Origin of the sequence: Streptosporangium canum, from assembly GCF_900113865.1 — a bacterium.
GTDB classification, from domain to species: domain Bacteria; phylum Actinomycetota; class Actinomycetes; order Streptosporangiales; family Streptosporangiaceae; genus Streptosporangium; species Streptosporangium canum.
In genome coordinates this window covers 12,810-27,606 of sequence record NZ_FOQY01000045.1, presented here as the reverse complement: position 1 = coordinate 27,606, position 14,797 = coordinate 12,810, and the positions used below count along the sequence as shown (strand labels likewise).

General features: G+C 71.0%; 12 protein-coding genes. 4 read left to right on the top strand and 8 right to left on the bottom strand.

Translation table 11 applies throughout. The features are described 5' to 3' along the window. The first annotated feature begins 260 nt into the window (after nucleotides 1-260). The 3 genes from BM085_RS38370 (at nucleotide 261) to BM085_RS38360 (ending at nucleotide 3,892) form a co-directional block, all read left to right on the top strand. On the top strand, nucleotides 261-1,265 hold the full coding sequence (locus BM085_RS38370) for a methyltransferase (RefSeq protein WP_093891682.1): 1,005 nt from the start codon (nucleotides 261-263) through the stop codon (nucleotides 1,263-1,265). Nucleotides 1,266-1,396: 131 nt separating this feature from the next. Next, nucleotides 1,397-2,626, top strand: a complete 1,230-nt coding sequence (locus BM085_RS38365) for a cytochrome P450 (protein ID WP_081937702.1) — start codon at nucleotides 1,397-1,399, stop codon at nucleotides 2,624-2,626. Nucleotides 2,627-2,953: 327 nt separating this feature from the next. Then, on the top strand, nucleotides 2,954-3,892 hold the full coding sequence (locus BM085_RS38360) for an arylamine N-acetyltransferase family protein (RefSeq protein ID WP_093891681.1): 939 nt from the start codon (nucleotides 2,954-2,956) through the stop codon (nucleotides 3,890-3,892). 281 nt (nucleotides 3,893-4,173) lie between these two features. On the opposite strand, the gene BM085_RS38355 is transcribed toward BM085_RS38360, so the two are convergent. The 6 genes from BM085_RS38355 to BM085_RS38330 all read right to left on the bottom strand — a co-directional run bounded on the left by BM085_RS38355 (nucleotide 4,174) and on the right by BM085_RS38330 (nucleotide 10,967). After that, nucleotides 4,174-5,277, bottom strand: a complete 1,104-nt coding sequence (locus tag BM085_RS38355) for an acyltransferase family protein (protein WP_177245484.1) — start codon at nucleotides 5,275-5,277, stop codon at nucleotides 4,174-4,176. Nucleotides 5,278-5,683: 406 nt separating this feature from the next. Beyond that, nucleotides 5,684-6,487 (bottom strand): TIGR03084 family metal-binding protein, encoded by an 804-nt coding sequence (locus BM085_RS38350; RefSeq protein ID WP_093891679.1) that lies wholly within the window; start codon nucleotides 6,485-6,487, stop codon nucleotides 5,684-5,686. A gap of 314 nt (nucleotides 6,488-6,801) precedes the next feature. Next, nucleotides 6,802-7,926, bottom strand: coding sequence for a carboxymuconolactone decarboxylase family protein (locus BM085_RS38345; protein WP_093891678.1), 1,125 nt, complete (start codon nucleotides 7,924-7,926; stop codon nucleotides 6,802-6,804). Between the two features lie 14 nt (nucleotides 7,927-7,940). Continuing rightward, on the bottom strand, nucleotides 7,941-9,596 hold the full coding sequence (locus BM085_RS38340) for an FAD-dependent oxidoreductase (protein WP_093891677.1): 1,656 nt from the start codon (nucleotides 9,594-9,596) through the stop codon (nucleotides 7,941-7,943). Then, nucleotides 9,593-10,123, bottom strand: a complete 531-nt coding sequence (locus tag BM085_RS38335; protein ID WP_245789943.1) for a DUF5987 family protein — start codon at nucleotides 10,121-10,123, stop codon at nucleotides 9,593-9,595. The genes BM085_RS38340 and BM085_RS38335 overlap by 4 nt, the downstream gene beginning before the upstream one ends. Nucleotides 10,124-10,340: 217 nt before the next feature. Then, on the bottom strand, nucleotides 10,341-10,967 hold the full coding sequence (locus tag BM085_RS38330) for a SigE family RNA polymerase sigma factor (protein WP_245789942.1): 627 nt from the start codon (nucleotides 10,965-10,967) through the stop codon (nucleotides 10,341-10,343). Nucleotides 10,968-11,814: 847 nt separating this feature from the next. On the opposite strand from BM085_RS38330, the gene BM085_RS38325 reads away from it, so the two are divergent. Continuing rightward, nucleotides 11,815-12,498 carry a helix-turn-helix transcriptional regulator gene (locus BM085_RS38325; RefSeq protein WP_245789941.1) on the top strand — a complete coding sequence of 228 codons (684 nt, stop codon included), beginning with the start codon at nucleotides 11,815-11,817 and terminating at the stop codon, nucleotides 12,496-12,498. A gap of 293 nt (nucleotides 12,499-12,791) precedes the next feature. Here BM085_RS38325 and BM085_RS38320 read toward each other — a convergent pair whose 3' ends face one another. Together BM085_RS38320 and BM085_RS38315 are read right to left on the bottom strand one after the other, a co-directional pair. Next, nucleotides 12,792-14,240 carry a cytochrome P450 gene (locus BM085_RS38320; protein ID WP_093891674.1) on the bottom strand — a complete coding sequence of 483 codons (1,449 nt, stop codon included), beginning with the start codon at nucleotides 14,238-14,240 and terminating at the stop codon, nucleotides 12,792-12,794. Continuing rightward, on the bottom strand, nucleotides 14,237-14,776 hold the full coding sequence (locus tag BM085_RS38315) for a flavin reductase family protein (protein ID WP_218158945.1): 540 nt from the start codon (nucleotides 14,774-14,776) through the stop codon (nucleotides 14,237-14,239). Before BM085_RS38315 ends, BM085_RS38320 begins: the two co-directional genes overlap by 4 nt. Nucleotides 14,777-14,797: the final 21 nt, after the last annotated feature.

Below are 14,797 nucleotides of genomic sequence, written 5' to 3'. Positions count from 1 at the left end.
GGGGCCGCGCAGGCTCGCCGGCCGGCGCACGCCGTACGGCCTGCGCTGTTTTCGAACGGCTCGCGCCCCGCCGCGGGTATCGACGAGCGGCGCCGGCCGGCGCCATAAGACGGCTGTGCCGCACTCCGGAATATGCCGCACTCAGAAAGATGCGCCGCGGCGCGCTCCGGCGTGACGATGAAGCGCGTATCCCGCGCCGCGGGGTGACTTGCCGACGCTGCGGGTCCTGCCGGTCTGCGGTCGTTACGAAGGAGGAACGCGTGTTGTCCGATGAGGACGGAGCGGGCGCCGGATTGTGGGCGATGGCGCACCTTGGGACGCCGATGGCGTTGCGTACGGCGGCTACTCTGCGGATCGCCGACCACATCGTGGCCGGCCTGCGCACCGCGCCCGAGCTGGCCGAGGCGGTGCGGGCCGACGCCGACGCGCTGGAGCGGCTGATGCGCTACCTCGCCGCCCGGGGGATCCTGAGTCGCGACGATTCGGGGCGTTACGATCTGACCGCCCAGGGGGCGGCACTGCGTGATGATCATCCTTCCGGCATGCGCGCCTTGCTCGACATCGACGGCGCCGGCCGCGCCGAGCTGGCCTTCGCTCAGCTCCTGCACAGCGTCCGCACCGGTGAGGCCTCCTATTCGCTGCAGTTCGGCCGCTCGTTCTGGGAGGACCTGGCGGCGAATCCGGCACAGGGCGCCTCCTTCGACGCGTGGATGAGCGCCAACGTCCCGACCCGGGTGCCCGAGCTCCTGTCGTGTTACGACTGGGGGTCGCTGGGACACGTGGTCGACGTCGGCGGCGGCGACGGTTCGCTGCTGACCGCGCTGCTGACCGGCCATCCGGACCTGCGGGGCACGGTCGTGGATCTGCCGGGCACCGCCGAGGCCGCGCGCAAGGCGCTGGCGGCGGCCGGCCTGGTCGACCGCGCCGACGTGGTCAGCGGGAGCTTCTTCGACCCGCTGCCGCCGGGCGCCGGGGGGTACCTGCTGTCGTGGATCCTCCATGACTGGAACGACACCGCCGCCCGGGCGATTCTGCGGCGTTGCGCGGAGGCGGCGGGCAGCGGCGGAAGGGTGTTCGTCGTGGAGAGCGTCGACGCCGGCGGCGGCGCTCCGCACACCGGAATGGACCTGCGGATGCTCGTCTACTGCGGCGGCAAGGAGCGCGGGGTGGACGAGCTGACCGCGCTGGCGGCCGGCTGCGGGCTCCGGCCGGTGGCGGTGCACGCGGCCGGCACGTTGTCGGTCCTGGAACTGACCGTTGGGTGACCGTGCGGGCGCGCCCGTGCGCGCGGCACGCGCCGAGGCGTGATCCGGCCCCGCACGAGGCGGTTGCCGCACTGGTCCGAGCCGAGCGTCGAAGGCAGGTCCGGGTGGGCCTGCGGAAGAAGGAGATCCCGATGACTGTGTACGTGATGCAGCCGGATGAGGCGATCGCAGCCATGGTGGCCCCGGAGGGGCGCCTGAATCCCTATCCCCTCTACGAGGCGATACGGGCGCACGGAGATCTGGTGCAGGTCAGGGAGGGCCTGATAGCCGCCGTCGGCTACGCCGAATGCTCCCGGGCCCTCCGGGAGCCTCAGTTCAGAGTCCAGGACGCCAGCAGCTACGACATCGTCTACCCGGAATGGCGCTCGCACTCCTCGCTGCGCGGGTTCACCAACTCCATGCTGTTCACCAACCCGCCCGACCACGCGCGGATGCGGCGCCTGGTGACCGGCGCGTTCACCGCCCGCCGGGTGGCGGAGCTCCGGCCCGCGGTGGAGCGGATGACCGACCAGCTGCTCGACCGCCTGGCGGAGATCGGCGCGGACGGGTCGCCGATGGATCTGATGAACGAGTTCGCCTTCCGGCTCCCCGTCGCGGTGATCAGCGAGATGCTGGGGGTTCCCGAGGGGGACCAGGTCTGGTTCCGCGCTGTGGCGGCGGACGTGATGATCGCCCTGGAGGGGCTCACCACGCTGTCCGAGCTCGCCCGGGCGGACGCCGCGGTGGACGAGCTGTCGGCGTACCTGGGTGAGCTGATCGACCGCCGCCGCCGTACCCCGTCGGACGACCTGGTCAGCGCGCTGGTCCAGGTGCGCGACAGCGACGGTGACCGGCTCAGCCAGGACGAGCTGATGGGCAATCTGACGTTGCTGCTGAACGCCGGGTTCGACACGACGACCCACCTGCTCGGCCACGGGGTGCTGCAGGCTCTCGAACGCCCCGACTTCCGTGCCCGGCTGTGCGTGGATCCGGACTTCACGGTCAACTACGTGGAGGAGACCCTGCGGTTCGAACCGCCGGTGCAGGCCACCAGCCGCTGGGCCGGGGCCGATGTGAACCTGATGGGCACGGCGGTGCCCGCCGGCACCAAGGTGCTGGTCCTCATGGCCGCCGGCAACCGGGACCCCCGGCGCTTCCCCCAGCCCGACCGCTTCGACCCGGACCGCCCGGACATCCAGCCGTTGAGTTTCGCCGGCGGCATCCACTACTGCGTGGGAGCGCCTCTCGCCCGGATGGAGGCGCAGGTGGCCCTGCCCATGCTGCTCCGCCGCTTCCCGAAGCTCGCCGTCGCCGGAACCCCCACCTTCCGCGCCCGGTGGCTCGCGCGCGGCCACAACTGGCTCCCGGTCTCGATCGGGTAGCGTCGCCGGCCACGCCGCCGTCATCCCCCGGGCCGGTCCGTTCCCGCCCGGCGCATCCGGCCCTGTACGGCAGAGCCGTTCCCGCACGGGCGGGGAATTCCTGCGGCACCGGGAATTCCCCGCGTCTCTCGACAAACGCATGGACCTCATGACGGCGGCGATCCCGGAGAAACATCGTCTCCTCGCCCTGCGCCCCCGACTGCCCGGCCGGCCGGAGAAGGCCACCGGAATGCCCGCTTGATGCCCCTGGTCAGCATGGCCGGCGGGGCGTGGAACGCGGATCGTCGTCTGTGCGAGAACAATCCGTCGCCCTAAAAAGGGGGAGAAATGTTGGACTCAATCAGTACGCCGGTCGATTTCACCGTTGACGACCGTTTCCTCAGTCACGACGCCGTCGATGTCACCGGTTACCTCGCGAGGCTGGGCGTGCCCCATCCGGGTCCGCCCTCCGTCGGCGCGCTGAGATCGCTGCACCGGGCGCACGTCGAGCGGGTCGCCTACCAGACGGCCGACATCCACCTCGGCCGGCCGACGACGATCGACCCGTCCGCCTCCGCCGACCGGATCGTGCGCCATGGCTGGGGCGGCTACTGCATGCACCTCAACGGCGCCTTCTCGGCCCTGCTGGCGGCGCTCGGCTACCAGGTGCGCCGGCACCGGGGCGGCGTCCAGCTCGCCCACGACCAGCCCGCGCCCGGCGCCGACGCCAACCACCTGGCGGTGACCGTTCACGGGCTGCCCGGCCCGGAGAACCCCGGCGGCTCCTGGTTCGTCGACGTCGGCCTCGGAGACGGGCTCCACGAACCGCTGCCGTTGGTGACCGGCACCTACCGGCAGGGCCCGTTCACCTACGGGCTGCGCCCGTCACCGGTCGAGCCGCGGGGGTGGCGCTTCGACCACGACCCGGACGGCAGCTTCGTCGCGATGGACTTCGTCGTCGAGCAGGCCACCATGGCCGACTTCACCGCCCGGCACGTCGAGCTGACCACCTCGCCCGCCTCCCGTTTCACCCGCGTCCTGACGGCCTACCGCCGTGACGCCACCGGCAGCGACCTGCTGCGCGGCTGCGTCCTGACCCGGGTCGGCGCCGACGCCGGCAGGTGGGAGCTGGGCAGCGCCGCCGAGTGGTACGCGACCCTCGCCGGACGCTTCGGGGTCACCCTCACCGATGTGCCGGACACCGAGCGCGAGGCGCTGTGGGAGCGGGTGCGCGCGGCTCACGACAGATGGCGGACCTCGCGGGCGCCGGCCCGGGAACGCGTGTAAGCGGGACGATCGCGGACGTCATGGGCGCGGGAACGCGTGCAAGCAAGACGATGGCGGACGTCACGGGAACGGGAACGCGTGCAAGCAAGACGATGGCGGACGTCACGGGAACGGGAACGCGTGCGAGCGGGACGGCGGCGGATATCGCCGGCGCGGGAACGCGTACGGGCCGGAAGGCGGTGGGTGCGCCTTCCGGCCCGATCAGGTGCTGTCCGGACGAGCCGGAACGCGGGCGCCGGGACGGTCTCGTGAGAGGGGAACGGACCGTCCCGACGGAGCGGTCAGCCGCCGGATCCCCGGCGGGCGACGCTCTGCGGCTCCCCGGCCCGGCGGCGCCGCGACGTCGCGAAGCGGCGCATGATCGGGCGTTCGACCAGGGAGAAGAGCAGCCAGGACAGCAGCAGGGTCACCCCGAAGAGCAGCGCGACCATGCCGATCGCGAGCGGAGTGCTCAGGCCCTGGCTGTCGGCGAGCAACTTGTGGCCGTAGACCAGCACCAGGGCGTTCCACAGATAGAAGGCGTAGGACACTTCGCCCAGCCAGCCCATGACGCGGCCCGACAGCCACGACGGGAGCTCCTTCACATCGTTGGCGGCGGCGGCGGCGATGACGAGGCCGAGGGGGACGACCATGGTGGGGCCGAGGGAGTAACCCCCCGGAAGCAGCGGGGTCAGGGCGTACACGATCACGCCGAGCGCCACGGAACCGCCGAGGCCGAGCGGGAGCTTCCGGCCGGTCATGACCATGCGGGCCAGCAGGATGCCGAACACGAAGTCCAGCATCCGCACCGGCGGGAACGTGTAGATGAACCAGTGCGCGGTGTCCGTCACCGCCGGGGACGGGAACCGCATCTGGTACGGCAGCAGGCCGGCCACGACCGGGACGGCGAGGATGACCACCGCGACCCCGGCCGCCCAGGCCCAGAGCCGCTCCGGCCTGATCCGGCGGATGTAGCGCATCAGGAGCGGGAACATGAGGTAGAACAGCGCCTCACAGGCCAGTGACCAGGCGATGGGGTTGACGCTGAACCTGATGTCCATCTGCGGGAACCACGCGTGCAGCAGCAGGAGGTTGAGTATCCCGGCCTCGCCGCTGATGGTCTGCTGCGCCACCAGGGTGACGAGCAGGAAGGCGGCGACGTAGGTGACCAGGTGACTCGGGTAGATCTTGAAGAACCGCCGCCGCCAGAACGCCGGCGTCCTGTCCTTGGTACGGACCGACCAGGCGAGGACGAAGCCGCTGAGCACGAAGAAGAAGCCCACCCCGACGAACCCGAGCCGGCCGAAGAGCGTCTCCAGGACGACTTTGGCCTCCGGCGAGCCGAACATGTTCGCCAGCCACACGACGTGGAAGAAAAAGACCATCGCCGCGGCGACGAACCGCATTCCCGTCAATGACGGCAGGCGGGGATTCTGGGTGACGGATGCTTTCTCGACTGGTTTCTCGATTTGTTGTGTTGACGCCACCATTGACGTACCTTCCCCATCTTGGGACCAATGAAGCGATGGGTTGACGCGGTATGTCATGGCCGGCGGCCGGGCATCCATCCCATCGCCTGACTTTGGCATCCCGCCGCCGCGCCGGGCATCTCCCGGATTGCGGTGTAAAACAATATGGGGAAATCCCGGCACGGCCGCCCGGAACGGCTCGGGCCATCGGCCGCGGCACGCGGACGGACGCCGGCACGGGACGGCGTCGTCCCGTGCCGGCGTCCTCCGGGGGCGCGTCGTGGAGATCGCGCGGGGGGGCATGCCTGGCGCGTGCCGCCCGTCACGGTCCGCAGCGGGTGGCCTATCGCCGGGCGACCGCGAACTGGCCGGGAGAACGGCCCGCGCCGGCCGGCCCACGGTAGGCCTGAGCGATGTCCAGCCACGCGTCGGCCTCCGCGCCGGAGGCGACGACCTCGAGGTCGTCGCGGTGCCGGCGCCTGGTCACGAGCAGGCAGAAGTCGGCGGCGGGCCCGGAGACCCGCTCCGGCGAGTCTTCGGGGCCGAACGCCCACAGCTCCCCGGACGGGCCGGTGATCTCGAAGCGGAATTCGGTGGCCGGCGGGGTCAGGCCCCGCGACAGGTAGCCGAAGTCCCTGGTCAGCACGGCGAACAGGACCAGGTGCTTGAGTCCGTCGGTCCGTTCCCGCTCCGCCCCGAGCGCGTCGGCGATGTCCTGCCCGTGGGCGAACGTCTCCATGATCCCGGCGCACGCGAGGATGACGGGCGGCAGTGGGTTGACCAGCCAGGGGACCGTCTGGCCCGCCGGCACGGCGGCGAGCGCCCGGACCGTGGCCGCGCGCTCGGCACGCCAGCGGGCCAGCAGCACCTCCGGCGGGACGTCCTTGTAGTCGGCGAGCGCGGCGTTGACCGCCCCGTCGAAATCGTGCTCGGCGCCGGCGATCATGGCCTTGAACGCGTCGGCGTCGGAGGCCGCGGTCCCGGCCAGCCGGAAGATGAAGATCAGGTGGGCGATCTGGTCGGCGATCGTCCATCCGGTTGCGGGGGTGGGCAGCGCCCACTGCTCTGGGGCGAGATCGGCCACCAGGCGGTCGACGTCGTCGCCCTCCCTGGTCAGGTCCCTGAGCACGTTGTCCAGGTCGCTCACACGCCTGTCCTCTCACTTGGAGATCGAATTGTTCGAGGCTGCAGAGCAATTCCCGGCGTGCCGGTCCGGTCAGCGGCGCGCGTGGAGCAATGGACACCCCGCTCGCCGACGGCATCACTGGAATGCGTTATCTAAAGAATGCATCGGAGGAATATCGCTGTCTTCTCCCTTTATGCCCTGTGGTCCCGGCGTCCCGTATTCACGGTGCGGTCGCCGGTGTATTCGACCGGCGGCCCGCGCCGGGCTCCGGCGGGCATCACCGAAAGGCGGCGCCGGCACCACGGGAAAACGGGGCCGGCACCGCCGTGAGGCGGTCAGGAGATCCGCGCGGCGACCGGGCAGCCCTCCGGAGCCGCCTGGCGCGGGCCGTCGGGGCGGACCGGCGGCGCCCAGCTTCCGATCCGGCGCGCCGCGGCCAGGCTCGCCCACGAGGCGAGCTCGATGAGCGCCCGGTCGCCGGGCTGCACGCGGCGGAACTCGTCGATGACCGACTGGTCCACCTGGTAGGAGGCCATGGCCGTCAGCAGCGCCAGACGTCCCGCCGGGCGCTGGGCGGCCGGCAGGCCGGCCACCGCGTCGGTGACCCAGGCGCGGCTGAGGCCGGTCGGCGCGCCGTTCCACCCGGCCAGCTCGGCGGTGACCAGGTCGCGGACGGGTTCCGGCACCGAGCGGCGCCCGCCCCGGTCGATGGCGGCGGCAGCGCGGGCGAAGGCCTCGGCGATGTTGGCCGTACCGTCCGACCAGGACAGGTCGGACGGCGGCGGCGCGGCCGGCAGCAGGTCGACGGAGGCGCCCGGGGGGTGAACCCTGCGGGCCGCAGGCCTCATGAACAGCCCGAGCAGCCGCATGAGCCCGGGGCGGACCCCGGCGGGCACCTGCGGCGGCACCGGGGACTCGTCGAGGAAGACGTTGACCATGCGGTTGAAGTACTGGAAGGTGACCGCCACCCCGACCAGCTCCGCGACCTGTTCGGCCGGCAGCGGCAGGTCGTGCCGGGCCGCCGTCTCCCTCGTGCCGCTCGCCCGTGCCCACGCGGCGATCCGGCGCACGCCGGGATCGGCGATCGCCTCGATGCGGTCGCCGGCGATCTCGGCGGCGTAGCGTCCCCGCGCGAGACCGCCCAACGTCGCGCTGTGCACGTCCACGCAGTACGGGCAGGTGTTGCCGAGCGACACCGCGGCGGCGACCATCTCCTTGATCGCCCTGTTGACCGTCCCGTGTGCGAGGAGCGACTCCCGCAGCATCAGCCAGCAGGCCGCGAGGGACTCCGGGGCGGGTGAGTGCAGGATCACCGGCGGCGCCAGCATGCCGAAGTCCCGTTCTGCCTGCTCGTAGACTCCCGCGACGAGATCCCGTGCGGCGCCTGGTCTGACCGGGGAGACATGGCGGACCTGAGACAGCGCGCTCCGCCGTGCCACCGGGGTGAGGATCCTGCCCATCGCCTGCTCCTTCGCTATCTGTGCAGCAGGGTGGGCACCAACCGGGCCGCTCCCTGCCGCCCGCTGGTGGCTCCGTCCGGCGACGGCGCGCCGTAGGTGACGTTCACGCCCCGCTGCTGTGCCGCCTGCACGATGCCGGGGATGGCGCGCTCGGCGAGCGCGGCGATGGTCATCGCCGGGTTGACGGTGAGCGCCCCCGGTACGGCGGAGCCGTCGGTGACGAAGATGCCCGGGTGCCCCCGCAGCTCGTTGCGGTCGTCGAGCGCGGAGGTGTCCGGGTCGTCGCCGACACGGCAGGACGCCAGCGGGTGCACGGTGTAGGCGCCGACCACGTCGTTGGTCCACGCCGCCACCTCGGCCAGCCCGTCGCGTTCCAGGATGTCCTTCACCTCGGCGTCCGCCTCGGCCCAGCCGCGCAGCGTGTTGGCCGTCGGGTTGTACCGGAGCCGGCCGACTCCGAGCATCTGCTGCGAGATCCGATCGGCGTTGCCGGTGGCGGGGGGCGGGCCGAACACCCCCTCGTTGTCGTCCTCGGTCATCTGGAAGATGATCAGCCAGGAGCGCCAGCGCTTGAGAAGCTCCTTCTTGTCCACGCCGAACCAGCTCGGGCCGGTCGCGCCGGGCACCTGGGCGAGGATGGTGCCCAGGCCCGGCGGGAAGTAGAGCTGCTCCAGCGAGAAGCGGGAGTACTCCGGCAGCGAGCCGTCGAGGCGGTCCCAGCTGGCCACCGTCGGCCCCTTGCCGATCTGGTTGGCCTCGTAGGCCAGGCCGTCCCCCCGGCTCAGGCCGAGGACCTCGCGCACCTTGTCCTCGTTGAGGACGGCGGTGTTGAGCCGCTCGCCGTTGCCCGAGAAGTATCTGCCCACGGCGTTCGGCATCGTGCCGAGCGTCGCCTCGCTGCGCTGCAGGATGACGGGGGTGGCGCCGGCGCCGGCCGCGAGAATGATGATCTTGGCGTCGATCGTGCCGCTGCCCGCCTGGATCCGGTAGTCCTCGTCGTCGACGACGTTGTAGTGCACCCGGTAGTCGCCGTCGTCGGTCCGCGAGATGTGCTGCACCTCGTGCAGCGGCCGGACCTCCGCGCCGTGCGCGAGCGCGCCCGGCAGGTAGTTGAACAGCAGGGACCGCTTGGCGTCGAAGCGGCAGCCGGCCATCATCCAGTTGCAGTTGGCGCACTTGCTGTTGTCGATGGCGCTCGGGAGCGGGTTGGCTGTACGGCCCGCGTGGTCGCAGGCGGCGGCCCACAGCCCTCCGGCGTAGCTGACGTCGCTCCACTCCTGCTTGGTGACCGGGATCGCCTCCTCCACCCGGTCGTACCACGGCTCAAGGGTGTCGCGGCTGACGGCCGAGGGCCACATCCGCCTGCCGATGCTGCCGTGGCGTTCGAAGACGAAGCGCGGCGCGCGGGGCATCGCGGCGAAGTAGACGACGCTGCCGCCGCCCACGCAGTTGCCGCCGAGCACGCTCATGCCGTCGCCCACGGTGAAGTCGAAGGCCCGCGTGTAGGACGACCCGAGCTTGAAGTCGTGGTCGAAGTCGTTTCCCGTCAGCCACGGCCCGCGTTCGAGCACCACGACCCGCGCACCGCCGGCGGCGAGGTGGTAGGCCGCGATCGCGCCGCCGAAGCCGCTGCCCACCACGAGGACGTCGGTGCGTTCGGTGCTGGTCATGCGGGGCTCCCTGAGGGGGTCGTGTCCGGGTGCAGCCGGGCCAGCGGCCGGCCGTAGGAGTAGGCGGGGAAGCGCCACAGCCCGTCGGGGTCGGGCAGCTCGATGCCCATGGCGATCAGGCCGGGGTGCCCGGCGGCGAGCGCGTCGGCGGTGTGCAGGTGGGCCGCCGAGTCGAAGGCCATGTTGCTGAACAGGGCCAGGCTGACCCAGAACTCCTTCTCCGGGTGGCCGGGTGTGGTCAGCCGCTGCACCAGGGCGGTGCGGTGCTCGAAGGGCAGCGCGACGAACGGCGGCACCGACTCGTCGGAGGCCAGCTCGTGCTCGGTCGCGTACACCTGCGCGTGGCCGTTCAGCAGGCGGGCGAACTCGTCCAGTCCGGAACTCAGCCCGGTCGCGTCCCACTCCAGCAGCTCCAGGGCGCCGGCTGCCACCGCGCCGCCGCCGGGGGCGGCGCCCGCGACGGCCCTGTCGTCGGGCGACCGCTTCTCACCGGGGACGATGGTGTCCGCGAACGCTTCCAGTGTCATCGTCCTGACCTGGTCTTCGTCTCGGATTCGCGGCGTCATAGGCGTTTCCTCACCTCGGGTTCGGCTCAGGTCACCTCCATCGTCCGGGCGCTGTCAGGCCGGTGCATCTTCTGCGTTGCCTTTCCCCGGCCTCGCGCCGCCGATCACCCGATCCGGGGACGGCGGGCGCCCGATTCCGCGACACCGATCACCCGCCCCCGGGACGACGGGGGCCCGGTCACTCGCCCCGCAGCACCGAACGCAACGTGCTCAACGCGCGCGCCGTCTGGCTGCGCACCGTCGAGCCCCCGCTCCCCATCACCAGTGCGGTCTCCTCCACGCTGCGGTCCTCCCAATACCGCAGGACCACCGCCGCCCGCTGCCGGGGCCCCAGCACCGTCAACGCCCTCATCAGCACCAGACGGTCACCCAGCAGCACATACGGATCCCCGGCCGGCTCCGGCTCCGGAAGCACCTCCGCCAGTGCCTCACGCGACCACCGATGAGAACGGCGATCACTGATGATCATCCGGATCATGATCGTGCGCGCGTACCCCGTGATCCGATCACGATGCTCAAGGCTCTCCCACCGCCCATGAATCGCGATCAACGCCCGCTGCACCAGATCGTCGGCCTCGAACCAGTCCGACGAGAGCAGAAAAGCCGTCCGCCGCAGCCCTGGCCTGGCCTCCTTGACATAACGCGAGAACTCCTCCTCGCGGACCCCGGCCATCCGTTCACACCCCATCACCGTCAACCGGCCCCCGCCCGCGGCGCACACCCCGAAAAACGGCACGCGAAAACGGCATGCCGACGGCGTCCAGCCAATGGCATCAGAATCGACCGTCCCGTTTACCGGTGACAACCCCTATTCACCCCCTAACCCCCCTTACTCCGATTCGAAGGACCCCAGAAACCGCCGAGATCGATTCCTGCGACATCGGGGCGTGCATACGATCTCGGCGTGAGCGGTGCGGAGACGAACAGCGGAAGGTTGCCGGCGACAAGCAACCTCCACGTCGCCTCTGCCGAGAATCAGGCGGCCGCCGACGCACCCGCTCCCCCGCCACGGCCGCGCCACCGCGGCCCACGGGCATCCGCATCTCCCCGTAACCGGCGTGAGGTCCGGAGAGCCCCTCTCCGGCCGTCCCCGCGGGCGACGCCCCCACCACAGGGAAGGCCCCCTGCCCGCGCGCACGGCCGAACGCACGGCGGCATCCCGCCGTGCCCCCCATTCCTCGTCCGTTCATATCAATTGATCGCACGTAAAGGCCGGGATGCGTCCGGTCATATGCACGGCACACTCGCGTACGTTGCGTAACCTCCCGGCTACATCGAATATTCACAAAGAAATCTGCGCTGCCATGCAGCCTTTCGCACGCGCCGACGCGTGTAATAAACGAACAGGCCAATATCCGTCACGGGCGGCGAAGCCGGCCGGCTCAATCCCGCGGAATCAGCCGCCGACGGCGGCCGGGGCTATTTAGAGACGTTCGAGCAGACGCACGGAGACACATACCGGCCAGGCCGTTCGTAAGACATGTGCAGGCCGTGGGCACACGGCGAACTTTCTCGCCATGTCAATCAAAAGTTAATCGAGATGACGCCTTCAATACCCGGGAGGAGTAATGAACGACGTAATCGAGCAAGCCGTCCTGCGAGTCGTCGAGAGCATGAACGACAACCTAGGTGATCAAATCACCATTGACGACATGGCTCGCACCGCGATGTTCAGCAAATTTCATTTCTCCCGTGTCTTCCAGCGGGTCACCGGGCTGTCACCCGGCCGGTTCCTGTCGGCGGTACGGCTCCGCGAGGCCAAGAGGCTTCTCACCTCGACCTCGTTGACCGTCACGGACATCAGCCATCGGGTGGGCTACTCCAGCGTGGGCACCTTCAGCTCACGTTTCACCAGCAGCGTGGGTGTCTCTCCGAGCAAATATCGCCAGCTTGAAACCGTCATGCCACAGCTCCTCACCGACGACCGCCGCGTCCTGGCGGGAACCGCGACCATGACGATCCGCGGTGACATCTCGTCGCCGCTGAAGGACCGGCCGATCTTCGCCGGCCTGTTCCCCGACCGGATCCTCGAAGGCCGCCCCATCAGATACACGATTCTCCGCCAACCCGGACCGTACGTGCTGGAGGACGTCCCCGAAGGCCAATGGCACCTGATCGCCCAGTCCGCCGCCGCCGGCAGCGAGGACGCCGTCAACCACCCGCCCGGCGGCGACGAGGCGCTGTGCATCGGACGCCACGGGCCCATCACGGTCCAGCCCGGCACGGACACCGAGCTCGCCGACGTTCAGCTCAAGCCGATGCGCACCCTCGACCCCCCGGTGCTGCTCGCGCTGCGCGACCTGCTGGCCGTGACCGTCACCCGGCGCACGGCCTGACCTCCTCGTCCCGGCACCCGGGCCTTACCGGCGCGGGTGCGGCGGGACCGGGGAGCCACCCCGCGCCCCGAAGGTGGGAGCGGGGCCGTCCCATGGGAGGAGAACCCCGCCCAGACCGTCCCACGGGAGGAGACTCCGGCCCCATCCGGCGCGACGGACCGCCGGACGGAGACCCCGGACCCACCCAGCGCGACGGGCGCGACGGGCCGCTGGGCGGAGACCCCGGGCCCGTCCTCCTCCAGGCCGTTCCCGGGGGCTCCGCCCCTCCCGCCACGCCCGTGTGATCCCAGACGTCACTCCCCGCCCTGCCGGGAGCCGGCCCGGGGCCGCGGGACGCGCGTGCCGGTCGCGGAGTGGACGCTCATCGGCAGCCCGCCGCGCACCCGCAGGGACAGCATGGGCTCGGGGACCACCCGATGGCCGGGCACGCCGGCCAGCCGGAGGTCACGGGCGACCATCGCGATCACGAACGTGGCCTCCATCATGCCGAGATGGTTTCCGACGCAGAACCGGGGCCCGGCGCCGAACGGGATGTAGGCGTACCGGGGCCGGCCGGTGGGGCGGTCCGGATCGAAGCGGTCCGGGTCGAACCGGTCCGGGGCGTCCCAGAAGGCCGGGTGCCGGTGCAGCGTGTACGGGCTGATCAGGACGTCGGAACCGGCCGGTACGCGGTAGCCGCCGATCTCGTCGTCTCCCTGGGCCTCCCTCGGCAGCATCCACACCGGCGGGTAGAGGCGCATGACCTCCTCCACCACCATCGCGGTGTACTTCAGCCGGTGGAGGTCCTCGTAGGCCGGCAGCCGGTCGCCGAGCACCTCCACCGCCTCGGCGTGCAGCCGCTCGCGGACCTCCGGATGCCGGTCGATGAGGTAGAAGGTCCACGACAGCGTGCTGGCAGTCGTCTCGTGCCCGGCGAGCAGCAGGGTGACCAGCTCGTCGCGCATCCGCTGCCGGCCGACCCGGGGGTCGGCCTCCTGCCTGGTCGAGGCGATCAGGCGGGACACGACGTCGTCACCGCCGTCGCCGGACCGCGCGAGGCGGTCGGCGACGAGGTGGTCGACGATCCGCTGCAGTTCCCCGCGGGCACGGCGGAAGCGCAGCTGCTTGGGCAGGGGCACCCACATCGGCACCTTGCTCAGCGTCACCAGCTCGAACATCGCCTGGTCCTGGACGGCCTCGAAGGAGTGCCCGATCGAGCTGAACGCGCCGAGGTCGGCATCGAGCAGGGTGCGCCCGAGCACGCCGAGGCTGAGCGAGGTCATCTCCTGGACCACGTCGACCGGCTGCCCGCCGGCGTGGGCCCGCAGCCGGTCCACCAGGTTGGCCGCCTCCGTGGCGATGACCCCGGCCTGCTGGGAGATCCGCTTGTTCTGGAACACCGGCTGGATCATCCTGCGCTGCTTGCGCCACAGGTCGCCCTCGCTCGTCAGCAGCCCGTCGCCGATGGCCCGCCGCGCCTGAACGAGCCCGACGCCCTTGTGGTAGTTGCCGCTGTTGTCGGCCAGCACGTGCTTGGCGTGGTCGGGGTGGTTGAAGAAGTAGAGGGTCTTGGGGCCGATGGACAGCCGGGCCGCGTCGCCGTACGTCGCGGCGAGGGTCATCATGCCGAGCCGGTCCGTCGCCAGTTTCTTGAACAGGCTCGGCCCGGCCCAGAAAGGCGGCCCGGGCGGCACCCGGCGGGTGCCGGATGCCGGAGAGGATCTCTTGGGTACGGCATCCGCACCCCGCCCGGTGACGGTCATGCAGTCACCTCACTCCAATCGGGGGTGATCTGCCGGAACTTGCCGTTGAAGACCAGCAGGGCCTCCCGGTCGGTCTGCTGCTCCATGGACAGCACCTTTCCGATGAAGATCGTGTGGTCGCCGCCGTCATAGGTGCGCCACAGCTCGCACTCGAAACGGGCGAGGGTGCCCTCCAGCAGCGGCACGCCGGTGTTCTCGCCGGGCAGCCAGTCGACGTCGTCGAACTGGGCCGCGCCCAGGGTCCGCCAGCGGTCGGCGAAGTGCCGGGCCGCGGCCTCCTGGTGGGCGGCCAGCACGCAGACCCCGAAGAAGCCCGTGGTGGTGAGGCACCGGTGCATGACCGCGCTGCGGTCGACGCAGACCAGCACAAGTGGCGGGTCGAGGGAGACCGAGGTGAAGGAGTTCGCGGTCATGGCGTGCGGGACGGTGCCGCCCGTCGTCACCACGGTGACACCGGTGGCGAACGTCCCGAACGCCCGCCGCAGCGCCTTCGCTTCTGCCATCTCGCGAGATGACGTGGAGTTGTCGACTGTCACGCTGACCTCCTGGCTGACTGT